At 42.2% G+C, this 23,901-nt stretch carries 19 protein-coding genes and 1 pseudogene; 12 read left to right on the plus strand and 8 right to left on the minus strand.

Features of this window, described 5'->3' with window-relative positions:
- Positions 1–120 precede the first annotated feature (120 nt).
- Complete coding sequence (locus WMO43_RS02580; protein WP_353529816.1) at positions 121–1,314, plus strand: pyridoxal phosphate-dependent aminotransferase; 1,194 nt, start codon at positions 121–123, stop codon at positions 1,312–1,314.
- Positions 1,311–2,366: a histidinol-phosphate transaminase gene (gene hisC, locus WMO43_RS02585; protein ID WP_353529818.1), complete on the plus strand. Its 1,056-nt coding sequence runs from the start codon at positions 1,311–1,313 to the stop codon at positions 2,364–2,366. The genes WMO43_RS02580 and hisC overlap by 4 nt, the downstream gene beginning before the upstream one ends.
- A 119-nt stretch (positions 2,367–2,485) precedes the next feature.
- On the opposite strand, the pseudogene WMO43_RS02590 reads toward hisC, so the two are convergent.
- Together WMO43_RS02590 and WMO43_RS02595 are read right to left on the minus strand one after the other, a co-directional pair.
- A pseudogene (locus WMO43_RS02590) lies at positions 2,486–3,052 on the minus strand (ABC transporter substrate-binding protein); the annotation flags it as partial.
- Entirely contained in the window at positions 3,027–4,994 is a 1,968-nt protein-coding gene (locus WMO43_RS02595) for a recombinase family protein (RefSeq protein WP_353529820.1), read from the minus strand. The gene WMO43_RS02595 and the pseudogene WMO43_RS02590, both read right to left, overlap by 26 nt.
- Before the next feature lie 166 nt (positions 4,995–5,160).
- Here WMO43_RS02595 and WMO43_RS02600 point away from each other — a divergent pair, with 166 nt between their 5' ends.
- Both WMO43_RS02600 and WMO43_RS02605 read left to right on the plus strand, forming a co-directional pair.
- Positions 5,161–5,478 carry a PadR family transcriptional regulator gene (locus WMO43_RS02600; protein ID WP_353529822.1) on the plus strand — a complete coding sequence of 106 codons (318 nt, stop codon included), beginning with the start codon at positions 5,161–5,163 and terminating at the stop codon, positions 5,476–5,478.
- Complete coding sequence (locus WMO43_RS02605) at positions 5,475–5,654, plus strand: hypothetical protein (RefSeq protein WP_353529824.1); 180 nt, start codon at positions 5,475–5,477, stop codon at positions 5,652–5,654. The genes WMO43_RS02600 and WMO43_RS02605 overlap by 4 nt, the downstream gene beginning before the upstream one ends.
- A gap of 145 nt (positions 5,655–5,799) precedes the next feature.
- Here WMO43_RS02605 and WMO43_RS02610 read toward each other — a convergent pair whose 3' ends face one another.
- Together WMO43_RS02610 and WMO43_RS02615 are read right to left on the minus strand one after the other, a co-directional pair.
- Positions 5,800–5,994 carry a hypothetical protein gene (locus tag WMO43_RS02610; RefSeq protein ID WP_353530037.1) on the minus strand — a complete coding sequence of 65 codons (195 nt, stop codon included), beginning with the start codon at positions 5,992–5,994 and terminating at the stop codon, positions 5,800–5,802.
- Between the two features lie 235 nt (positions 5,995–6,229).
- Positions 6,230–7,006, minus strand: coding sequence for a MerR family transcriptional regulator (locus WMO43_RS02615; protein WP_353529826.1), 777 nt, complete (start codon positions 7,004–7,006; stop codon positions 6,230–6,232).
- Positions 7,007–7,132: 126 nt separating this feature from the next.
- Here WMO43_RS02615 and WMO43_RS02620 point away from each other — a divergent pair, with 126 nt between their 5' ends.
- Together WMO43_RS02620 and WMO43_RS02625 are read left to right on the plus strand one after the other, a co-directional pair.
- Positions 7,133–10,597, plus strand: a complete 3,465-nt coding sequence (locus WMO43_RS02620) for a chitobiase/beta-hexosaminidase C-terminal domain-containing protein (RefSeq protein WP_353529828.1) — start codon at positions 7,133–7,135, stop codon at positions 10,595–10,597.
- Positions 10,598–10,872: 275 nt separating this feature from the next.
- Complete coding sequence (locus tag WMO43_RS02625) at positions 10,873–12,093, plus strand: HD-GYP domain-containing protein (protein WP_353529829.1); 1,221 nt, start codon at positions 10,873–10,875, stop codon at positions 12,091–12,093.
- Here the strand turns inward: WMO43_RS02625 and WMO43_RS02630 are convergent.
- The gene (locus WMO43_RS02630; protein ID WP_353529830.1) at positions 12,090–13,316 is read right to left on the minus strand and encodes an AraC family transcriptional regulator; all 1,227 of its coding nucleotides are present in this window, start codon (positions 13,314–13,316) and stop codon (positions 12,090–12,092) included. The two genes, WMO43_RS02625 and WMO43_RS02630, sit on opposite strands and share 4 nt — an antisense overlap.
- Positions 13,317–13,505: 189 nt before the next feature.
- Here WMO43_RS02630 and uidA point away from each other — a divergent pair, with 189 nt between their 5' ends.
- Genes uidA through WMO43_RS02645 form a run of 3 tightly spaced genes read left to right on the plus strand, consistent with a single transcriptional unit; the run spans position 13,506 to position 17,764 of the window.
- Positions 13,506–15,323: a beta-glucuronidase gene (uidA, locus tag WMO43_RS02635; RefSeq protein ID WP_353529831.1), complete on the plus strand. Its 1,818-nt coding sequence runs from the start codon at positions 13,506–13,508 to the stop codon at positions 15,321–15,323.
- 19 nt (positions 15,324–15,342) lie between these two features.
- A complete protein-coding gene (locus tag WMO43_RS02640) occupies positions 15,343–16,746 on the plus strand; it encodes an MFS transporter (protein ID WP_177963403.1) in 1,404 nt (467 codons plus the stop codon).
- Complete coding sequence (locus tag WMO43_RS02645; protein WP_353529832.1) at positions 16,739–17,764, plus strand: sugar kinase; 1,026 nt, start codon at positions 16,739–16,741, stop codon at positions 17,762–17,764. The genes WMO43_RS02640 and WMO43_RS02645 overlap by 8 nt, the downstream gene beginning before the upstream one ends.
- A 68-nt stretch (positions 17,765–17,832) precedes the next feature.
- Here WMO43_RS02645 and WMO43_RS02650 read toward each other — a convergent pair whose 3' ends face one another.
- Together WMO43_RS02650 and WMO43_RS02655 are read right to left on the minus strand one after the other, a co-directional pair.
- Positions 17,833–18,276 (minus strand): ABC transporter substrate-binding protein, encoded by a 444-nt coding sequence (locus tag WMO43_RS02650; protein ID WP_353529834.1) that lies wholly within the window; start codon positions 18,274–18,276, stop codon positions 17,833–17,835.
- A gap of 67 nt (positions 18,277–18,343) precedes the next feature.
- A complete protein-coding gene (locus tag WMO43_RS02655; RefSeq protein ID WP_353529836.1) occupies positions 18,344–18,778 on the minus strand; it encodes a hypothetical protein in 435 nt (144 codons plus the stop codon).
- Between the two features lie 369 nt (positions 18,779–19,147).
- Between WMO43_RS02655 and WMO43_RS02660 the strand changes: the two genes are divergently transcribed.
- Complete coding sequence (locus WMO43_RS02660) at positions 19,148–19,873, plus strand: phosphatase (RefSeq protein ID WP_353529837.1); 726 nt, start codon at positions 19,148–19,150, stop codon at positions 19,871–19,873.
- Between the two features lie 378 nt (positions 19,874–20,251).
- Entirely contained in the window at positions 20,252–20,911 is a 660-nt protein-coding gene (locus tag WMO43_RS02665) for a DUF1836 domain-containing protein (RefSeq protein WP_353529839.1), read from the plus strand.
- A gap of 210 nt (positions 20,912–21,121) precedes the next feature.
- Here WMO43_RS02665 and WMO43_RS02670 read toward each other — a convergent pair whose 3' ends face one another.
- Entirely contained in the window at positions 21,122–21,427 is a 306-nt protein-coding gene (locus WMO43_RS02670; RefSeq protein WP_353529840.1) for a YerC/YecD family TrpR-related protein, read from the minus strand.
- A gap of 146 nt (positions 21,428–21,573) precedes the next feature.
- Between WMO43_RS02670 and pcrA the strand changes: the two genes are divergently transcribed.
- A complete protein-coding gene (gene pcrA / locus WMO43_RS02675; RefSeq protein WP_353529842.1) occupies positions 21,574–23,805 on the plus strand; it encodes a DNA helicase PcrA in 2,232 nt (743 codons plus the stop codon).
- Positions 23,806–23,901: the final 96 nt, after the last annotated feature.

Genomic DNA, 23,901 nt, shown 5'->3' on the forward strand with positions numbered 1-23,901 from the left:
ACCTCTGAAGTGGATGGATGAAATAGAAAAATCTGTTGCTTTGGAGGTGTTTTTTACTTTACTTTACTAAAGAGTTGTAGTAGAGTTATTTTTAGAAATGTCAGGAAAGGTGGGAGCATTTTGGTTTCAAAAAAGATAGCACAGGCATTGGCGGGAAGTTCTGTGATCCGTGCAATGTTTAATGAAGGAAAAGAAATGGCAGCACGTTATGGTGCTGAGAACGTATATGATTTCAGTCTCGGAAATCCGGCAACTCCGGCACCGGAGTCGGTCAACCGCTCGATCAAAGAGATCGTGGACGAGATGGACCCGTTAGAGTTACATGGCTATATGTCAAATTCCGGATATGAAGATGTCAGAAGGGCAATGGCAGAGAATCTGAACCGGAGATTCCAGACCTCCTTTGATGCACATAATATCATCATGACGGTGGGGGCAGCAGGCGGTCTGAACATTATCTTTAAGACACTGTTAGACCCGGAGGATGAAGTCATCGTCTTTGCCCCTTATTTTGGAGAATATAAGTCTTATGCAGCAAATTTTGATGCAAGGATCGTAGAGGTAGAACCTGATTTTGCAAGTTTTCAGCCTGATTTAGAAAAATTTACAGGAAAGATCACGGCTAAGACGAAGATCGTATTAGTCAATACACCAAATAATCCGACCGGTGTGGTCTATACGGAAGAGACACTGCAGGAAATGGCAGAGATTTTAAGAAAAAAGGAGCAGGAATTTAAAACGGACATTTACTTAGTGTCAGATGAACCATACCGTGAGTTAGTCTATGATGACGTAAAAGAAATATTTTTAACAAAGTATTATCACAATACGATCGTGGGATATTCGTTTAGCAAATCCCTGTCACTGCCGGGAGAGCGGATCGGTTATGTCGCAGTACCGGATGAGGTTGCGGATGCAGAGAATGTCATTGCCGGCTTAGAGGTGTCGAACAGAACCCTTGGATTTGTCAATGCACCGTCGCTGATCCAAAAGGCAGTCAGCCGATGTGTGGATGAAAAGACAGACATCGCATTTTATGATAAGAATCGCAAGTTACTGTATGAAGGGCTGATAAAGCTCGGTTTTACCTGCATCTATCCGCAGGGAGCTTTCTATCTGTGGATGAAGTCTCCGGATAAGGATGAGGAAAGATTTGTACAGGCAGCGAAAAAATATCACATTATCATGGTCAAGGGAGCAGCCTTTGCATGTCCGGGCTATGTGCGGCTTGCATATTGTGTTTCTCCACAGATGATAGAAAAATCCATGTCAGGATTTGAAGAATTAGCGAAAGAATACGGGTTAGTAAAATGAAGAACTGGGAAAAAAATGTAAGGCTGGTGACTCCATATACACCGGGGGAGCAGCCGAAAAAAAGAGATATCATTAAGCTGAATACAAATGAGAATCCATACTCGCCGGCACCGGGAGTACAGAAAGTACTGAAGGAATTTGAAACAGACAGACTGCGTCTTTATCCTGACCCGGCATCTTCTGAGTTAGTGGATGCGATCGCGTCAGAATATGGTGTAAGATCTTCACAGGTGTTTGCCGGAGTAGGATCGGACGATGTCCTTGCAATGGCATTTATGACGTTTTTTAATTCTAAAAAACCAATCCTGTTCCCGGACATTACCTATTCGTTTTATGATGTCTGGGCAGAAGTATTTCGGATTCCTTATGAGACCGTGCCGTTAGATGAGGACTTTCAGATCTGTACCAAAGATTATCAGCGGGAAAACGGTGGGGTTATTTTTCCAAATCCGAATGCACCGACCGGCGTTCTCATGCCGTTAGAACAGGTAGAAGAGATCATCCAGGCAAATCAGGATGTTGTGGTCATCGTGGATGAAGCCTATATTGATTTTGGAGGCGTATCCGCACTGCCTTTGATTGAAAAATACGAGAATCTGTTAGTGGTACAGACGTTTTCAAAATCACGCTCCATGGCGGGCATGAGGATTGGATATGCGTTTGGAAGTGAGAAACTGATCGCATATCTGAACGATGTTAAATATTCATTTAATTCTTACACCATGGATCAGCTGACCCTGGCAATGGGAAAAGCCTCGGTGGAGGACCGGGAATATTTTAAGCAGACCACCGACAAGATCATCCGTACCAGAGAGTGGACAAAGGAAGAGTTAAAAAAATTAGGCTTTTTGTTTGAAGATTCTAAGAGCAATTTCGTATTTGTAACACATCCGAAAGTTTCGGCAAAACAGCTCTTTGAGAATCTCAAAAAAGAGAATGTCTATGTGCGTTATTTTGCAAAACCGGAGCGTATCAGTAATTATCTTCGGATTACGATCGGAACCGATGAAGAAATGCAAAAGCTGATCTCTCTTTTGAAAAAATACTGCTAAAATAGGAAAATATTTGCTGCCTCGTGAGGCAGTGCAGAGATTTCATTTATGCATAGAAAAAGGAAAGTGCAGGAAATCTTGCGCAAACACTCACGGGGCAGATGCTATTTTCAGATAACTTAACGTGCTTCTTTCGCATAAGTAGTGGTGATCAAGTCCTTATAAGGCGGTCTGTCGGTCAAAACGCCTGCTTCCTCTAAAATATCAAGTAAAAGCTCATAGCTGTCCTTAGTGAATACTAAATCGTCCTTCCAGGTGTCCTGTTTCTGATAACGTTCCACGATCATGGCAATAGTGGCTTCATCCGTATCTTTGAATTGAGGGGCAATGACTTTTGCAATTTCCGCAGCAGAATGATTGTTGACATAAGTCATGCCTTTTTGCAGAGCATTGGTAAAGCTCTGGATGAGTTCAGGGTGTTTTTTGATATAGCTTTCTTTTGCAGAAAAAGCCGTGTAAGGGACATAACCGGAATCCACACCGAGGGAAGCAACCACATAACCGGAGCCTTCTTTTTCTAAATTGGTTGCACCCGGTTCAAATTCAACGGAAAAATCGCCATTTCCACCGGAAAAAGCAGCAGCAGTGCTTCCAAAATCAATGCTCTTGTCAATGGTTAGATCTTTTTTGGGGTCGATTCCCTGCTGCTTTAAGACATATTCAAAAACCATCTGTGGCATGCCACCTGTCTGCCACACGACCATGTAAATAATCGTCCGATATTTGCTTCGTGGTCATTTCCTCTGATAAATCCGGTAAATAGTTACGGGCAAGCAGGGAGATTTCTTTTTCGGATTTCATAATACGGTAAGGCTTTCGTGGATTGTCTGTATCCTCTAAAATATCGAGTATTTTCATCAATTCGATATAAGGTAAAATACTCTGCTTTGTCTTTGGAAATCCCAGATCGGTAAGATGTTCTGACAGGTATTTTGCAGAAGTGTAACCGCGTTTGTCCTCTGCGATCAGTTTCATAACGATTGCAATGATAGTATTTTCTCTGCAATTCATTTCTTTGGTAGGGTTGTTATTTATGAAGCTGGCTAAGCCATATTTTAACGTGATTTCCGGCATTCCGTTTTCATCCACTATGATTTTTTGGATCAGTAGTTCGATATCTTTATGCCCCAGAGTTCCTTTTGCAATTATGTGCTCCATGATATCCAGAGGATTTTTTAAACTGTCCGTTGCATCCGGTGCCTCTGTGGTAGATTTTTCCAGTTCTGTTAGCTGCATTTCCAATTCGTGAATTTGTTTACATAAATCTGCTTGCATAGAGTCATAAGCTTCACGGATAAAATCTTCATTGTGGATGGAAGTCTCATTTTCGGCAGCCAGTGATAAATCCTTTATTTTCTGTGTAAGAAGAATTTTTAGTTGATTTTTTCGGTCATCGATCGTGGTATGCAGTTCCTGTCTTTTTTGTTCTAAGCTTTTTTTCTCTGTTTGAAAATCCTCCGGATCATAGCCGGCAATTACGTCACTGAAAGCATTTTTGCACACTTGAAGATAGGTCAGGACGTCTCTCATAAGATCGGCTTCTTCAATCAAATGAGCCTTAGAACAATAACGTTTCCCTTTCGTATTATAAGTGGTGCAGATATAATATTTGCGTTCTCTGTCGGAGGTCCGGCGTTTGATCGGTGTGAGGCGGCTTCCGCAATCCTTACAGAACAGACAACCGCTAAATGGATTTGGAACTTCTGAACCTGCCCATTGTCCAAAGCTACCACGGTAGTTTGTGTGATTGCGTTTTTCTTTTAATTCCTGCACCAGAGAAAACGTAGTCTCATCGATAATTGCCGGATGATGATTTTCAAAAAGATACTGTTCTTCCCTGGGGATGCGACAGTCTTTGCCATGGATGGTTTTTCTGGCACGTTTTCGTAAGCGGAGCGTACCGATATAAAAATCATTGTCAAGTAAATCCCGCACCATGCTGTCTGACCAGCGAAAAGCAATGTTTCTTTTGGTTAACTGTCTGTTTTCTATTTCATGCTCGTGCTGTTTCATAGAGGGAGTAGGGATTTGCTGTTCATTTAAATAATTGGCAATCTTCCGGTAGCCAAGACCGGAAAGATAGAGCCGATAAATGGATCGGATGGATTCCGCTTCGGCAGGATCAATGCTGAACATCGTCGGATTGTCTGTGTCACGCCGATACCCAAACGGCGGTCTTGTCAGCAGTGCACCTTCTTTTTGCTTCGCACCTATGGCACGTTTGATTTTTTTACTGGTGTCTTTTACATATCGCTCGTTAAACCAGGTTTTAATCCCGATCGTATCATCGGCTGGTTCCATAGAATCATAGTTATCGTCGATCACAACCAAATGTTTTCCACGCTCCTGAAATTCGTCCAGTAATAAAAGCACTTTTGCGTTATGTCTGCCAAGGCGTGAAAAATCCTTGACATAGACAGTATCAATATCGTGATCCAGATCAGCCATCATCTGCTGAAATCCCGGTCGGTCAAAGACATAGCCGGAAACGCCGTCATCTTCGTACCAGCGATCGATGGCGATGCCATGATCGGCTGCATACTGGCTGATGATCAGCTTCTGGTTTTCTATGGAAACATAATTTTTTTTATCATCGTCTTTTGAGAGACGGACATATCCTGCATTCATAGAGGAGCCTTTCTGCTTGAATGTAAATAGTTTATGAAGCATTATGGAATGATATGACATCGTCTTTTGCCCCCCCTAATCGTTAAAAAAATTGACATATAGATCGCAGTGTGATATATATAATATATCGTAGTTCGATATATCGCACTAAAAAAGGAAATGGACAATGGATGCACATATAAAAAAAGTTTATGTTCCGATGACGGAGACCGGATTTTATATTCTGTTATGTCTGCGTTCTCCGAATCACGGATATGGAATTGTACAGAAAGTAAAGGAAATTACAGACAATGAAGTCATACTCGGTCCGGGAACCATGTATGGAAGTCTGTCAAAAATGGAAAAAGACGGATTGATCCAATTTGTCTGTGAAGAAGATAAGCGAAAAATTTATCAGATTACAGATCTCGGTACAGAAGTTCTGGAATTGGAGTGGAAGAGGATCCGCAGATTGTATCGCAATGCACAGGAGAGAATGGAATGAGTGATAAGAAAAAAGAAGTTCGCTGGTTTTCTATTATGGATTATGAAAAAGAAGCAGATTATCTGAGTAAAAGGCATCAGGAGGGATGGGAGTATCTGATGGATTTTAATGGATACTGTTATTTTCGAAAACCGATGGCTATGATGCAGCAAAAAGAAGAAATTTTTGCTGTCTGATCATAAATGGTTATATGTCCACGACCGAACATGGAGCACATAGACTTACGATCGTGTTTGCTGTATTAATGGTTTTATATATGGTTATCTTTTTACAGTTTGCCGTAAAATACTTTTTCTTCCGACAGAAATTAAAAAAATAAGATCAGTCGGTATCAGCCAAATGATTTTTGATCAGTGCCCGGATGCCATTATGGATATCGGCATCCGGATCGCCATCTGAAAAAGTGACAACCCGAAAACCGATGTCAGCATATTTTCTACGTTCGGCTTCAAATTCTTCCTGTGAAGGAAAATCACTGTGCCAGAGATAATACGTCGGTTTGTGCAAAAGACTCACATCTTTCAATGAAAGGTTTTATCACTATCATATAAAAGGTGGACAGTGTTGATGTGTGGATTTTGGGGGCAGTTATCTGTTTATTACTGCCGGATATGGAAGTAGATAAATAAAAAACTCTGTTCATTTTAGAACAGAGCACTTTTTTCTCATTAACGATAATGTCATCTCCTATGTGAACCTGATGATATAATATCATAGGCATGTAATGGGGGCAAATAGGCATTCCCCATATCTAAATCGTAACAGCAACCTGCGTAATATAATCCGAACTCTGTTCTCCACGGCTGGGTGGACCCTCTAAATAGATGTTGCGAAACGGTCCTGTGGTCTGGATATGGTTGGTCTCTACATAGGTATTTAAGGTAGCGATCGCAGTTCCGATCCCCTCATAAGGCCCGCGGTAATAGACACATAGAGCAGGGGATTCGGCAAACTCTGTCCGTTCTTCGCCTGCAAAATCGTCCTCGACCGGAATGCAGCACATCAGATCCAGACCCGTGTCAGGTTGTCCGATACGCATGGTAAACATTCTGGCAGACATGGACATCTTTCCGGTTCTGGCGGCGGCAATATAAGTGTCACGCAATTTGTCAGCCGCATCCTTTATATCCTTACATTGATATCTGCGGCAATAACATACCTGTTTTGGCAGGCGTACACGATGAATGCTTAAATCGCCCGGTTTTGCAGCACGAACCTGAAGTAACTGGATATTGCGGTCTAATGCAGCACGCAGATCCATCAGACGTGCCAGATGGTGGTCTAGATTTTTGGAATCATAATAATATTCCCGGATTTCTGAGAGAGACAGTCCTAAAGTCTGCAAAGAGCGGATGGAGCGGATCTGTGTCATATTGTCTGCAGTATAATAGCGGTATCCGCTGTTTTTATCCTTGATGGCGGGTGTCAGTAACCCCATTTCTTCATAGACAAGGATGGTTTTTCTGGTGATACCAAGAATTTTTGCGATTTCGCCTATTTTAAATAAATGATCGTCCTGCTTTTTCATGATCGTTCTCCGTTCTTTTTTGAAAAAAATATGTGGAATAAGGGTAGTTATCACTTGACTTGTCCCTTAGGGTACGATTTATAATTACTATAACAAAAAGTATGTAAGTTTACAAGGAGAATGCATATGAGAAAACGAAATCAAATGAAAAAAGGAATTGCAGCTTTGCTTTCGGGCGTATTGGCATTTGGAATGACGGCGGGAGTGATTCCCGGGTTCGAGGGAAGTAAGCAATCTGTACAGGCGGCAACCGGTATTGAACCGAGTGTGACAGCCTATGCAACAAAGGAACAGATGATGGATGGTACTTTTGCAACGGATTGGAGGAGCGGAACGGCTGCAAATGTAGGTGTGCTGGAATTTGGTAAGAATAGTACCCAAAAGACGCAGAAATGGTATATCTTAGGAAAAGATAAATATGTAGACGGTGATAATACCGTAATTTTTACAGTACAAGACGGAATTATTCCTCTCACAAGACCAAATGACGCACAGAAATATTCAACGACGACAAATGATAGAGCATATAAGGACATCTATGGAACATATCCAACCGGAAAGGAACCAACAACTGTACCTTGTAATCATTATGGAGCGAGTACTTTAAGAGCGGAACTGAATAAGATAGCGAGTGATACGGCCTGCTTTTCTACAGCGCAGCAGAACCTGTTGAATACGACCACGATAACAACAAAGTATACACTTTCCAAAGTGGAGTATTCCTATACGAATTCAGATAAATTATACGCTCCTGTTTTTAATCCTTCTTACAAACAACTCATAAGAATAGGAAGCAATGATCAAATATGGATATCGACGCGGGTCTATTGGGATAGCCAAAACCCGACATGGACGCGTTCGCCTATGAAGAATTATGGGGATCGTGTGTACGCTGTGTCGAGAACATTGAATTCGACCGGCTACCTTCCCGAACAGCTGATTAAAGCAGGCAGTGCTGCTTCTAATCTGAATCTGACAGATGTTCTCTTTGCATCATCGGCAGAAGCGGCAACTTCTGATACCGCAGTGTCAGGTGAGATTGCACAAGGGAAAGCAATGACTTTGCGACTGAATGGAGGCGGCAAGGATATTGGTACGGTAACCTGCAATGCTGACGCAGGACAGATCAATGCGAAAAAAGGAAATACCGCAGGTAATGTGGCACTTGTAGTACAAGGAAATGACGGAACGAAGGACTGGTATTACAGTAAACAGATCAGTGGAACAGATAATGTGATCGTAAATGCCTCTGATATCGCAGCAGAATCGAATACACCTTCTGATATTGATCTTGCAAATTGTAAAATCTGGCTGGAGGTAACGGAAGATAGTGTGGCTTATGCGGTTGAGGCAACAGCGACAACAGATGTGGTTAAGACCAATATTTCATCGGTAGAGATTACAGGGATTGACACACCGGTATCCAATACGGCATTAGATACTTCTGCTGTATGTGCAACCCAAGGGGTAAGCACAACTGCACCTGCTGTTACATGGACACCGAATGACATCAACGCAGGCTATAACACAATCTATACAGCAAGTGTTACACTTGCAGCATCTGCAAACTACGAGTTTACAGATTCTGTAATAGTGACCATAAATGGAAATAACGCAAATGTAACAAAGAATGAAGATGGAACCTTAACGGTAATATACACATTCCCTGCAACGGCAAAGGATAAACTTACAAGCATTACGGTACCGGGGACTGTTACAGTGGCGAACGGTACTGCTTATAAAGATATGAACCTTCCAACGCAGGTTAACATTGTGACAGAAGGAAATACGGTAGACAAAGCAGATGTTACATGGGATACAGCAAGTGGTAATTATGATCCGTCGGTATTGACAGAGCAGGTTGTAACTTTAAACGGTACGGTAACATGTCCGGAAAATATAGATGCAAATGGAGTAGCACTTACTACCAGTATCACCATTACAGTCAGTGCTGCAGGTATTGTAGGCGCACCGACTCCATCGGTAGAAAGCGGTACATATACTGAGAACCAGAAAGTTGCATTAGCATCTTCTACAGAAGGAGCAACCATTTATTATACAACGAATGGTTCAGAGCCGGGGAGAACGAGCGGAACAAGATATACAGGCCCGATTACTGTCCCGGGAACGGAAGGTCAGAGTATAACGACAACCCTGAAAGCCATTGCGGTAAAGAATGGTATGCAGGACAGTGAGGTAAAGACATTTACCTACACGATCAATATTCCAAAACCGATCGTTAAGCATACGATTACAGCTACAGCCGGAGCAAACGGAAGCATTTCTCCAAGTGGAAAAGTGGAAGTGGTCGAAGGAGCTGACCAGGCGTTTTCTATTACAGCAAATGAAGGCTATGAGATCGAATCCCTGAAAGTGGATGGAAAAACAGTAAATACTGCAGCAAGCTATACATTTCCAAATGTAAGGGCAGCGCATACGATAGAAGCAACCTTCAAACAAAAGATTACAGTAGAGAAACCAAGTATCGGTAAACAGCCACAGAATGTATCCGTAAAAGCAGGAGAACAGGCAACCTTTACAGTGGCAGCTACCGGAACGGACTTAAAGTATCAGTGGCAGATAGACAGAAATGATGGTAAGGGATTTGCAGACATTGCCGGAGCAGACAGAGCAAGTTATACGACATCTGCAGTAGATAAAAATTGTAACGGTTATAAATATCAGTGTGTGATCAGCAATTCCGCGGGTTCTGTTACAACCGGTACAGCAACTCTGACTGTAACAGAGGATGTAACGCCTCCGGTTCAGCCTACAGTAAAGAAACCAAGTATCGGTAAACAGCCACAGAATGTATCTGTAAAGGCAGGAGAACAGGCAACCTTTACAGTAAAAGCTACAGGAACAGACTTAACATATCAGTGGCAGATAAACAGAAACAATGGCAAGGGATTCGTAGATATTACCGGAGCAGACAAAGCAAGCTATACGACTGGTGTGGTAGACATGCTTTGCAATGGTTATAAATATCAGTGTGTGATCAGCAATTCTGCGGGTTCTGTTACAACGAATGCAGCAACTCTGACAGTGACAGAAAGTACGACACCATCACCGGATCCGGTTTCCTATAAAATCCTTGACGGTGCCAACAGTTCATGGACAGAGAATACAGATGGAAGTCTTACCATTCGGGGAAACGGTGAAATGGAGAAGTTCCAGAATGTAAAAGTGGATGGTAAGATCATTGATAAGAAAAACTATACGGTTACAAAGGGTTCCACGATCATCACATTGAAAGTGGATTATCTTAAGACACTTGCTACCGGAGATCATACGTTTGAAATCGTCTGGACAGATGGTTCTGCAACTACGAAGTTTGCAGTAGCAAAAAATAAATCCGGTGATAACAACAAAAACAACAATAACAATAATAAGAAGAACAACAGCAACAACGCTAAGAATAACCAGACAACACAGAACAATCCTACAGATACCAAGAAGAAGGAACAGAGTGTAACAGCTCCAAAGACGGGAGATACATCTGATATGACACTTTGGACCACACTTCTGATCGTATCCTTTGCAGGAGCAGCGGGAATCGTTGTAAGAAGAAACAATAAGACTTGTAAATAGGATTTCTGGTGAATAGCCGGAAGGTAAAATAACCGGAAGCGGTTTATAAGACAGGATAGAACAAGCTTCACTGACACGAGAGTGTTGGTGAGGCCTGTTTTTTTCTATAGGAAATACCGTGTTTCCTATAGAGCAAGAAGCCCTTCGGGCGAAGATGCGTATATCCGGTAGTTCGGATTGCAACTTTAAATTGCCATAGAAAATATATCTTGCTATAATTTATGGTAAAGAATAACAAAACAGGATTTTTCAGTATAAAGTTGAGGGATGAAAAGATGGAACTGGATATCATAGGATTGGTAAGTGCCTGTTCCTATGCACTGGACTGCATAGAGGCCGAACTGGTACATGTTACAAACAGGCATGGAAAAAGAGTTGCATACATCAGTGTATGTATGGCAGAAAAATTTGGAATTATAGGAGAGGCGCTGCAGGATTTAGCAATGTGTGCGCTGCTACACGACAATGCATTGACGCAGTACATATCGGAAGAGGTACGGCATGATCTGATCAAAGATCAGACCATGGATATTTCCTCTAAAAAATTAGGTGTTCACTGTGTATATGGGGAGCAGAATATCAAAAAACTTCCCTTTTATACAGATGTGACAAATGTGATCTTATATCACCATGAAAATGCAGACGGTACAGGACCGTTTAGAAAAAAATGGGAGGAAATCCCGCTGTTTGCAAGGATTATCCATTTGTGCGATACCATTGACATCATAGGAAATACCGGTGGTTATGATCAGCAGAACTGGGAGCAGGCAAAGGCATATTTAGTGAAATATGAAAATACGATCTTTGATGCGGAATGTGTGAAGGCATTCTTAGAAGTCTTTTCCGAAGAAAAATTTGCAGACATGGGAGGAGAAGAGTTAGAAAAACGCCTTTGGGAAAAGGTACCAAGAAAGAAGCAGTTCTGCGATGAAGGGACCTGTAAAGATCTTGCGGATTTTTTTGCACAGATCGTAGATTACAAATCTGAATTTACGGGGATGCATTCGATCGGAGTTGCCAAAAAAGCGGCAGCACTGGCAGAACATCTCGGTTATGACCGGTTAGATATTCAAAAAATCTATTTAGCAGGCGCACTTCATGATATTGGGAAAATGGCAATCGGAAATGAAATTTTAGAAAAGCCCGGACGGCTGACCGATGAGGAGTTTTCTAAGATGAAAAACCATGCCGGATATACCTATATGATACTGTCGGAAGTAGAGGATTTTGAAGAAATACGGGATTGGGCAGCACTTCACCACGAAAAGTTAGATGGCAGTGGATATCCTTTTGGTAAGACGGCAGAGGAGCTGAACGAGCCGGAGCGTATCTTAGCATGTGTGGATATCTATCAGGCTTTGACCGAAGACCGACCATATAAAAAGGGCATGACGCATGAGCAGGCATGTGGAATTTTAGAGGATATGGCACAAAAAGGGTGGATTGATGCCAAAATCACAGGGCAGGTCAGAGAGTGCTTCGGGGAAATTCATTAAAAAATCTTTTCCCGATATTCTTTCGGGGTGTTTCCAACCTGTTTTTTAAAGATCTTTGTGAAATAATTCACATCGGGAATTCCGCAGGCTGCGGCAATCTCCTGAATTTGTAAGTTAGTAGAATTTAAAAGAAAAATAGCATGTTCCACACGTTTCCGGTTCACATATTCTGTCAATGTTGAACCGGTTTCTTTTTTAAAAAGAGTGGAGAGATAACTGGAGTTGACACCGAGAAGCTCTGCCTGGGATTTAAGACTCAGATCGGCAGTTAAATCTGAGTCAATGCGTGTGAGGACTTTTCGGATTAACAGGGAATAGCCTTTCATGGAGTGATTTTTGACAAGCAGACAGTACTTGTGAGCCATTTCTTTTTGCAGGGAAAAAGCATCTTCCTCGGAGGTGAGAGCCTCGATCTGATGGGCAAAGCGGGAGGAAAGGCTGTCAATATGAAGAGGGTGGACCGTACCGGCTTCTGCGGCTTTGCGAAGCAGGGTATTGAGGATGATCGTGTAATTTTTCACATTACGAAGAGAGTCACTGGTGCGTGGCTCTAAATCTTTTGCCGGAAGGGCATGTAAAAACATCTCTGCTTTGTGAATCTGTCCTTTGGAGACTGCCTGTATCAGCATATTTTCTTTGTGATAGCGTTCCTCTAAAAACTTCATACTGAAAAGAGTCTCTTCCGGTGAGGAAGGAACCGGACGTTTAGCGACAGGCTGGTAATCAGAGGAAACAGATTTGTTGATTTCCTGAATAGAAAAAGCATCCATTCCACCGAAAAGTTCAGAACAGAGAACGTGTAAGGCAGTCAAAAGGAGCTGTTCATCAGAAACAGTGGTCAGTGACTGATAATAAAGCTGTAGCTGTAACAGCAGGGAATCGGGAAAAGATAGTTTTTTTGCATTTTCTAATAAGGACTCTGTGGAAATATTGCTCAGACGGTAAGGACCGAGAAGAGCATAGGCAGTTTCCGTGCCTTCAGGAAGCCGGAAAAAGAAATAGTGACAGAAAAACTCATCCTGAATCTTATAGACCCTTTGGGGCTTACAGTGGGAACAGAGGCGTTGAAACTCCAATAAATAATCGGTGTCCGGATTTAAAAGACGGCGCAGTCCTAAATCCGGATCAGGTATTGTTCCATGGCTATCGCAGAGAATACGGAAGTTTAGATGAAATTGTTCCAGTAATTTTTGGAAAAAATGAAGTTCAGCTTCGTGTTGCATGGCAGAGTCCTTTCTAAATTACATTTTCTTTTCGTAATATTATTTCCCATTTTCGTAGATTTTTTAGATTAATTTTAAAATTTATAAAAATTCATAAAAAAAGTACCAGAATAGCAAGAAATTCTACTCACGCTGTAACGAACAGATACGTTACAATCCGAATCACAACAGAGATAGAGGAGGAAAACGATGTTAGAACATTCTATGTTATATCCAAAGACAACATTGACAAGAAGAAGAATTTCCATGGATGGAATGTGGAAGTTTTGCTTAGATGAAAAGGCAGTCGGAGAGAAAGAAGGCTGGATGGATGGGATTCCGGGAGAGGAAATGATTCCGGTTCCGGCAAGTTTTCAGGATTTTTATACAGAAAAAGATATCCGGGAATATACCGGAGACTTCTGGTATGAGACAGATTTCTTTGTGCCGGGCGAATGGGAAGGCAGAGAGATTCTGCTTCGCTTTGGAGCGGCAACGCATCGTGCAGGTGTCTATGTCAACGGTATTCTGATTACGGAGCATGAGGGGGGATTTCTTCCTTTTAGTGCAGATGTGACAACTGTGGTACGCTACGATTCTTATAATAAGGTCGTCGTAAAAGTCAATAATGAATTGAACTGCACCAATATTCCATGCGGAGAGACGATCACACTGCCAAATGGAAAGAAGATGTCAAAGCCGTATTTTGATTTCTTTAATTATGCAGGATTACAGCGGTCGGTATACCTTTTGGCACTGCCGAGAGAATCCGTAGTAGATTTTGATTTGGATTATGCAATTCATGGGAAAAATGCGGAAGTTTCCTATCAGGTAAGAACGAATGGAGAGCATGCGGTACAGTTGGAACTTTTGGACGCTGAAGGTAACTGCGTGGCACAAAAGGATGGAAAAGAAGGTGTTCTGTATGTGGAAAACGCACATCTATGGCAGGTTCGTAATGCTTATCTTTATCGTCTGCGTATCCGCATTATGGATGGCGAAGAACTCATTGATGAGTATGAGCAGGAGATCGGAATCCGTACTGTGAAGGTAGAGGGAACGGATATCCTGTTAAACGGAGAGCCGGTTTATCTGCGAGGTTTCGGAAAGCATGAGGACAGCGATATCGTCGGACGAGGTTTTAACATTGGTATCATGAAGCGTGATTTTGAACTGATGAAGTGGATCGGAGCAAATTCCTTCCGTACTTCACACTATCCGTACAGCGAAGAAATTTATCAGATGGCAGACCGCGAGGGATTTTTGATTATAGATGAAGTTCCGGCAGTGGGAATGTTCCAGAGTCTGATGAATTTTATGGAGGCAAGTACCGGAAAGCAGACCGCTTTCTTTGAAAAAGAGACAACGCCGGTTTTATTAAAGGCGCATTTAAGAGCCATTGAAGAGATGATCGCAAGGGACAAAAATCATCCGAGTGTCGTTGCATGGAGTCTTTTGAATGAGCCGGAGACTACGAATGAGGCAGCCGTGCCATATTTTAAAGAAGTATTTGATCTTGCAAATAAGTTAGACATGCAGAAACGTCCGCGTACGTTTGCACTGATTATGAACTCCTTGCCGGATACCTGTAAATGTTATCAGTTCAGCGACATCATTGCACTCAACCGTTACTACGGATGGTATATGAAGGGGGGCTATGAGATCAGTGTCGCAGAAGAACTTTTCCGCAAAGAAATGAATGCATGGAAAGAGAAAAAATTAAATAAACCTTTTATTTTTACAGAATACGGTGCAGATACACTTGCTTCTGAACACAAACTTCCATCCGTGATGTGGAGTCAGGAATATCAGGACGAGTATTTAAAGATGACACATGAAGTCTTTGATTCCTATGATTTTATTAAGGGAGAACAAATCTGGAACTTTGCAGACTTCCAGACCACAGAGGGAATCATGCGCGTCAACGGCAATAAAAAAGGTGTCTTTACAAGACAGCGTCAGCCAAAGGATATTGCATACAAATTAAAAGAACGTTGGGAAAATCTGCCGTTAGATTACAAAAAATAAAACAGACGAGGAGAATACCATGGATAGAGAAAAGACAGTCCGTCCATTCGGTTGGCGGGATAAAGTAGGATATATGTTTGGCGATTTCGGAAATGATTTTACATTTCTGTTTGCCAGTACATTTTTGATGATTTTTTACACAAAGGTATTAGGGATCAGCATGGGACTTGTGGGAACCTTATTCCTGACAGCACGATGCATAGATGCATTTACCGATGTGACAATGGGAAGGATCGTAGACCGGATGCATCCGAAAAAAGACGGAAGATTCCGTCCATGGCTGCGTCGGATGTGCGCTCCGGTCGCAATTTCAAGTTTTCTGATGTACCAGTCCTCGTTAGCGGGTGCATCCATGACGGTCAAAGTCATTTATATGTTTGTCACTTATATCTTGTGGGGTAGCATTTTTTATACTTCGATCAATATCCCATACGGCTCCATGGCATCTGTCTTAAGTGCAGATTCCGATGACCGTGCCGCACTCTCCACTTATCGCAGTGTGGGGGCAACGTTGGCGGGACTTATCATTGGTGTCGGTGGACCGATGTTGGTTTATACGACCGATGCAGCGGGCAACCAGCTTGTGCATGGACCGCGTTTTACACTGATCGCAGGGATCTTTTCCCTAGGGGCAATCGGCTGTTATCTGTTGTGCTATTTTATGACCACGGAACGGGTAAAAATCGCCCCGACACACCATGAGGAACAGGTCAGCTTCAAAGAAACCGTCAAAGCGCTTGTTTCGAACAGAGCCCTGCTTGGGATCATCGCAGCCGCAATCTTATTGTTGTTGGCATCCCTGATGACACAGTCTGTCAACCAGTACGTTTTTGTGGACTATTTTAAAAATAAAGAAGCACTGGCGGTAATGAGTGTTGCCGGAATCCTTCCAATGCTTCTGATGGCACCGTTTACCGTGCCGATCACCAGAAAATACGGAAAAAAAGAAGTGGGAGCAGTCGGCTGTATCCTCGGCGGGATCGCGAGCCTGTTAATGTTCGTACTTCAGGTAAAATCCGCCGCAGTGTATATTGCCATTTCCGTGATCGGATATTTTGGCTTTGGCTTTTTTAATCTGATCATCTGGGCATTTATTACAGATATCATTGACGATCAGGAGGTGCGGACAGGCAAACGTGAGGATGGAACGATCTATGCAGTATATTCATTTGCAAGAAAAATCGGACAGGCACTCTCCGGAGGTCTGGGAGCATATGCACTGGCACTCGTAGGATATGATTCGACTGTTCAGGTGCAGACCGCAGAAGTGGCAGGCGGGATCTACAATGTGGCAACGTTAGTGCCGGGAATCCTTTATATCGGCGTGGGACTTTGTCTGATCTTTATCTATCCGTTGAATAAAAAGAGGGTAGAAGGGAATATTGCAGTTTTAAAAGAGAGAAGAGAGGTAAGCTATGAGTAAACGAGTGGTTACATTTGGAGAGATTATGCTGCGTTTAGCACCGGAGGGATATTACCGTCTGGTGCAGGCGGACAAATTAGGGGCAACCTATGGAGGAGGAGAAGCGAATGTAGCAGTGTCTTTGGCAAACTATGGATTTGATGCTGCATTTGTCACAAGACTTCCACAGCATGAGTTGGGACAGGCAGCAGTCAATTCCCTAAGAAAATACGGAGTAGATACGTCACAGATTGTACGAGGCGGAGAACGCATCGGCATCTATTATCTGGAAAAAGGAGCATCGCAAAGACCGTCCAAAGTCATCTATGACCGTACCGGTTCAGCACTCTATTCTGCCCTCAAAGAAGAATTTGACTGGGAAAAAATCTTAGAAGGAGCCGAGTGGTTTCATTTTACGGGGATTACTCCAGCGTTGAACGACGAGGTAGCGGCAATCTGTTTAGAGGCATGCAAAACTGCAAAAAAAATGGGTGTGAAGATTTCCTGTGATCTGAACTACCGTAACAAACTCTGGAGCAAAGAAAAAGCCGGACAGGTGATGGGAGAACTCTGCCGGTATGTGGATGTATGTATTGCCAATGAAGAAGATGCGGCAGATGTTTTTGGCATTCATGCAGCAGACACCGATGTCATCACAGGCAGCGTGAATCGTGAAGGCTATAAAGAGGTTGCGTCACAGTTAGCCCGGCAGTTTGGTTTTGAAAAAGTAGCCATTACTTTAAGAGAATCTATTTCTGCAAATGACAACAACTGGTCGGCAATGCTCTTTGACGGAACAGACTATTATTTTAGCAGAAAATACGCTATGCACATCGTTGACCGTGTAGGCGGTGGGGACAGCTTTGGCGGCGGTCTGATCGCAGCATTGTTAGAGGGTTACGACTCTGAAAAAGCAATTGAGTTTGCGGTGGCAGCTTCCTGTCTGAAACATTCCATTGAAGGAGATTTTAATCTGGTATCCAAAGAAGAAGTCCTGAAGTTAGCAGGTGGAGATGCCAGCGGACGTGTGCAGAGATAAATAATAAGTCTTAAATAGAACATGTTATATGAAAATATCATATAACAAGAAAGTTACATGGTGCTGTGTCAGTCACCTGACCGACCACCAAGGACTTTCCTGCCTTTTAAATCTTCCCAGCGAAAATCCGGCATTTCTTCCCTTGCAACTAAGAAGTTGCCGGCACGCTGGGTGAGCTGTGCAAAGTTTACAATTTTATCGTTTGCACCTTCATTATAGGTATAGACTGTCGTCTCCGGTCCCATGAAGCCGATATCCGCTTCATTCGAGAGCACGGCAGTCATTGTTTTGTCAGCACCAAAACCGGTTACCAGTTCTAAATCAATGCCTTCATCCTTAAAATAATCTTTTTCGATGGCAACATACATCGGTGCATAGAAAATAGAGTGAGCCACTTCGTTCAGTGTGACTTTTTGCAGTTGCTTTTCGGAGTCTTTAGAATCGGAACATCCGACAAACAGTGTCAGAACCATAGAAAGACTCAGAAACAGAACCATACATTTCTTTTTCATAGAATCCTCCGATTGTTTTTAGTTTAGCGTATGCCAAAATAAAAAAAATGTTAGAGGAATGTAAAGATTACAGGTAAGGATGCATACCTTCACACAGCTTTTCTTCAATCTTAATCAGGCGGTCGCAGATGTCTAAGGCTTTTTTGTCGGCATCCTCGTACTGGTTTCGGTATTTGTAGAGAGATTTGACACCCATATTGCAACCCTCGGTCATGAGGTCCGCAATCGAAGCATCACTGCTATCCATACTCAGTTTCATATTGGTTTTCATCCAGGACATTCCTTTTGCAATCGGATTAGGCTCCTTGTCAGAACTGTTGTACTCCGATAAGAGACTGTGCAGCTCGTTCCCTAAGGTTTCGTGGTGTTCTTTGCTTTCCGTGAGCAGATTCTTTAAATTATCATCGTGCACAAAGTCGAGTACCTCGTCAATCGAAGCCACTGCCATCTTAGTGCCAGCGTCACATTCCTTTAATAATTCAATCGTGTTTTGATTTTTCATAAAAATACCTCCGTTAAAGTTTAAAGTTAGGATGTCCCTATTTAAGGGAAATATGAGAACATTCAAGTATCCACATAATATTTTTTTGTATACTCTGTAACTTACACCAGCCAGATATTCCAAGTTTCCTTGTGCAAACCATTCCAATGAACCTCTGAAATCAGAAATCGTGTGCACCAGAGGGTTTCACGATTTCCTGAGTTTCATTTCCATTGCACAAAAAGAAACTTTCTATATCTGACTGGTGTAAGTTACAACAAGACATTGAGAAAATATCCTGTAGATATTTGAATCTTTATGGAAAAAAGCGAAAGGTTGTGCTATACTACATACGGACAAATCAGAGATACGATACGAGGAGTGATTGACATGAAAGATATTTTGGATTTGCACACACATACCATTGCGAGCGGACATGCTTACAATACGATGAATGAGATGATTGCAGCCGCTAAATTGCGGGGGCTGGAAATTTACGGAATTACCGAGCATGCACCACGGATGAACGGAAGCTGTACAGAGGTGTATTTTCAGAATTTCAGGATTCTTCCGAGAGAAAAAGATGGAATGACTGTTTTGCATGGAGTCGAATTAAATATTTTAGATGCGGAGGGTCATGTGGATTTAACAGAGAGAGTGCTTGCGGAGATGGACATTGGAATTGCAAGTATGCATCTGCCGTGCTATACAAGCGGAGGGATTGTGGAAAATACAAAAGCCTATCTGAATGTGATGAAAAATCCATATGTCAACATTATCGGACATCCTGACGATGCAAGATTTCCTATTGATTATAAAGAATTAGTATTAGGGGCAAAGGAGCATCATGTGCTGTTAGAGGTCAACAATTCTTCCCTGTTACCGACAAGCTATCGTGGAAATCCAAGAGAGTCCTATGAAAAAATGCTTGCATACTGCAAGGAATATCAGGTGCCGGTGATCATGGATTCGGATGCCCATGCAGACAATGCAGTAGGAAATCACAGTGAAGCCGTAAACGTATTAGAGAGTGTGGATTTTCCGGAGGAACTGATCGCGAATACTTCTACCGAACTGATCCGTCAGTATCTGAACTATTATATATATATGGATTAGGGTGTCAAAAGGCGCCTCACAACTTAGTGGCTGGCAACTTGTACAAAGCTGAGTCTATTTTGTTCCGTTGTACGAAAATAAGAAAATCTAAGTCTGCCTGAGTCAGGTTATGATGGAATGACGTGTACGTCTTAAACGCCCCGTCCATGGGGCTTAAGACTTTTGCTGCCGTCCATGGCAGCAAAACACTATGCATGAACAGCCAGACTAAGATTTACTAACTTTCGTCCAAAGTCACAAAAGCAGTCCCGGCTTTGTGCAATTTGCCAATCAAAAAACTTGGAATCGCCTTTTAACACCCTGATCATACATGAAAAAGAGCATCGAGGTCTTTACAAGTAGTTTTCAATACTATATAATATAATTCGAGGTGAATTTATGACAATAGATATGAAAGACTTCTTAAGTGCAGTGACCGATGTTCTGCATAGAATCGACTATATAAAGCCGGAGGATCTGCCGAATATTGATTTATATATGGATCAGGTCACTACGTTTATGGATTCCCAGTTAGAGGCATCGAAGCGTTATCCTGAGGACAAGATCCTGACAAAGACGATGATCAACAACTATGCGAAGAATAATCTGATCCCGCCACCGGAGAAGAAGAAATATACCAAAGAGCATATCCTCTGTCTGATCTTTATTTACTATTTTAAAAATATTTTGAGCATCAGTGATATCCAGCGGATATTAAACCCGATCACGGACAAGTATTTTGGAACAGACAAGGAAAGTTCCGTGGGTATGACGGATATCTACAGTGAGGTGTTCAGTTTAGAAAGTGAGGAGACAAAGAATCTTTTAAAGGATTTAGCGAGAAAGTATAGTATCAGCCAGAAGACTTTTTTAGATTGTGAGGATCTCTCAGAAAAAGACAGGGAATTTTTACAGACATTTGCATTTATCTGTGAACTGAGTTTTGATGTGTATATCAAAAAGACGCTGATTGAAAAAATAATCGATTCCCTTCCGCAGGAGGATAAGAAAGAATCTAAAAAAGATGCTAAAAAAGAAGCGAAAAAGACAAAGAAATAGAAGTATAGAAGAATAAAATAATCTAACGAATCCAAAAGCGGAATCATGAGTGGGACAGAGCCAGTGCATCATATTGGCATGGCAAAGTTTCACCTATGATTCCGGTATTATTTTTAGTGTAATTTCAGTATTATTAGTATTAGTAGTATTTTATTAGTTTTCTCCGGCTGTTATTTTGAATATATTGATCAGGTCTGTTATCGGTTCTTCTTAGGATTCGGAATCATCATCTACAGATACCCGCTCAAATACCATATCATAACCGTCATTTCCGTAATTTAACGAGCGGTTGACACGGCTGATCGTTGCAGTAGAAGCTCCGGTTTTTTCTGCAATATCCAGATAAGTTTTCTGTGCGCGCAGCATTCGTGCTACTTCATAACGCTGCGAGAGTGAGAGCAGCTCATTGACGGTACAGACATCTTCAAAAAAACGGTAACACTCTTCTTTATTTTCTAAAGACAGAATTGCATCAAATAAATGATTCACTGCCTCAGTATGAACATTTTTACTCATAGTATCAATCTCCTTTGGTCAGTCCTTTGTTTACTTAAAATTTTAGCATATTAAAGTTTTGACGTAAACCCATTTTTTAAAGATTGACACTGAAACAGAAAAATGCTAGCCTTTAACAGAGATAAAAGAAAGATAAGGGGAATTTTATGTACGAGAAGTTAAATAATATGCAAAAAGAAGCCGTCTTTCAGACCGAAGGACCGGTACTGATCTTAGCAGGAGCGGGTTCAGGAAAAACGCGTGTGCTGACCTACCGGACAGGCTATTTAATAGAAGAAAAGGGCGTCAATCCCTATAATATCATGGCAATTACCTTTACGAATAAAGCCGCAGGAGAGATGCGGGAGCGTATCAGTGAGCAGGTCGGATACGGGGCAGAGAGCATCTGGGTATCCACCTTCCACTCCACCTGTGTACGGATTCTTCGCAGACATATAGACCGGCTGGGGTTTGATAACAATTTCACGATCTATGATTCCGATGACCAGAAGACGTTGATGAAAGACATCTGTAAACGTTTAGAGATTGATACAAAAATTTACAAAGAGCGGACATTTTTAAATGCGATCTCTTCTGCAAAGGACGAACTGATGGACCCTGTGGCGTTTGAACTGTCCGCAGTGGGAGATTACAACAGACAGCGTCAGGCAAAGGTATACCGGGAATATCAGGCAGCATTAAAAAAGAATAATGCGTTGGATTTTGACGATCTGATCATGAAAACAGTAGAGCTGTTCCGTGCGGATGCAGAGGTGCTTGACTACTATCAGGAAAGATTCCGCTATATCATGGTCGATGAGTATCAGGACACCAATACGGCACAGTTTGAACTGATCCGGACATTAGCGTCCAAATATCAGAACCTCTGTGTGGTCGGTGATGATGACCAGTCCATTTACAAGTTCCGTGGTGCGAATATCTATAATATTTTAAATTTTGAAAAACATTTTCCAAATGCCAGAGTGATCAAGTTAGAGCAGAACTATCGTTCCACACAGACCATCTTAGATGCTGCAAACGGAGTCATCAAAAACAATGAAGGACGAAAAGAAAAGGCACTTTGGACAGAAAACGGCACAGGAGACAAGATTGATTTTGAACAGTTTGATACGGCATATGAAGAGGCAGACTACATAGCAAAAGATATCAGAAAAAAAGTAGAGGCCGGTGATTATCAGTATAAAGACTGTGCCATTTTGTATCGTACCAATGCCCAGTCACGTCTTTTTGAGGAGCGTTTTGTCATCAGCGGGATTCCTTACAAGATTGTTGGCGGAGTCAACTTCTATGCGCGAAAGGAAATCAAGGATTTACTGTGCTATTTAAAAACGATCGACAATGCAAGAGATGATTTAGCAGTGCGGAGGATCATCAACGTGCCAAAACGCGGGATCGGAGCGACAACCTTAAACCGTGTGCAGGAATATGCAGATGCCCATGATATCAGCTTTTACAATGCGTTGCGTGGTGCAGAAGAGATCACCACATTAGGCCGTGCCGCTTCAAAGATCAAACCGTTTGTAATGTTTATCCAATCCATGCGTTCTAAAGCGGAAATTTTAGGCGTATCAGAGCTGTTAAGGGATATTATCGAGCAGACCGGATATGTGACGGAATTAGAGGCCGAGGATACGGAGGAAGCAAAGGCAAGGATTGAAAATATTGATGAGTTGATCAGCAAGGCGGCAGCCTATGAGGATGTCTGTGAAGAAAACGGAGAGCCTGCGAGTCTGAGCGGATTTTTAGAAGAGGTTGCATTAGTTGCTGATATCGACAGTCTCGATGAAGATCAGGATTATGTTATTCTGATGACACTCCACAGTGCCAAAGGGTTAGAGTTCCCGCAGGTATATCTTGCAGGAATGGAGGACGGACTGTTTCCAAGCTATATGAGCATTGTGGCAGACGATGCGGCAGCGGAATTAGAAGAGGAACGCCGTCTGGCATATGTGGGGATCACAAGAGCAAAACAGAATCTTGCCATTACCTGTGCAAAACAGAGAATGGTTCGTGGAGAAACACAATATAATAAAGTATCACGATTTGTAAAAGAAATCCCAAGAGAACTGTTAAGCGGTGCTGTCCGTAAAGAAAAAGAGCATAAAGAGCCAAAAGCGGCAACGTATCAGCAGGCAAAGCAGATCTTCCGGGCAAAACCATACGGTATGCCGCAAAAACCGGAAAAATCCTTTGGAACACCGGGCAATCCGGCATCGCTCGGCTATCAGGAAGGAGACCGCGTCAGACACATGAAATTTGGCGAAGGAACGGTGCAGAATATCGTGCAGGGCGGACGTGATTATGAGGTAACTGTGGACTTTGATAAGGTCGGTGTGAAAAAAATGTTTGCTTCTTTTGCAAAGCTAAAAAAAGTATAAAATTTTTAAAAATTTACGAATTATGTATAGGCTATTAGGAAAAAATATGATATACTGAAAAAAATCAAACAGTAACCAGCATATGGAAATGGAGGA

Origin of the sequence: Maccoyibacter intestinihominis, from assembly GCF_040096355.1 — a bacterium.
Lineage (GTDB): Bacteria > Bacillota > Clostridia > Lachnospirales > Lachnospiraceae > Maccoyibacter > Maccoyibacter intestinihominis.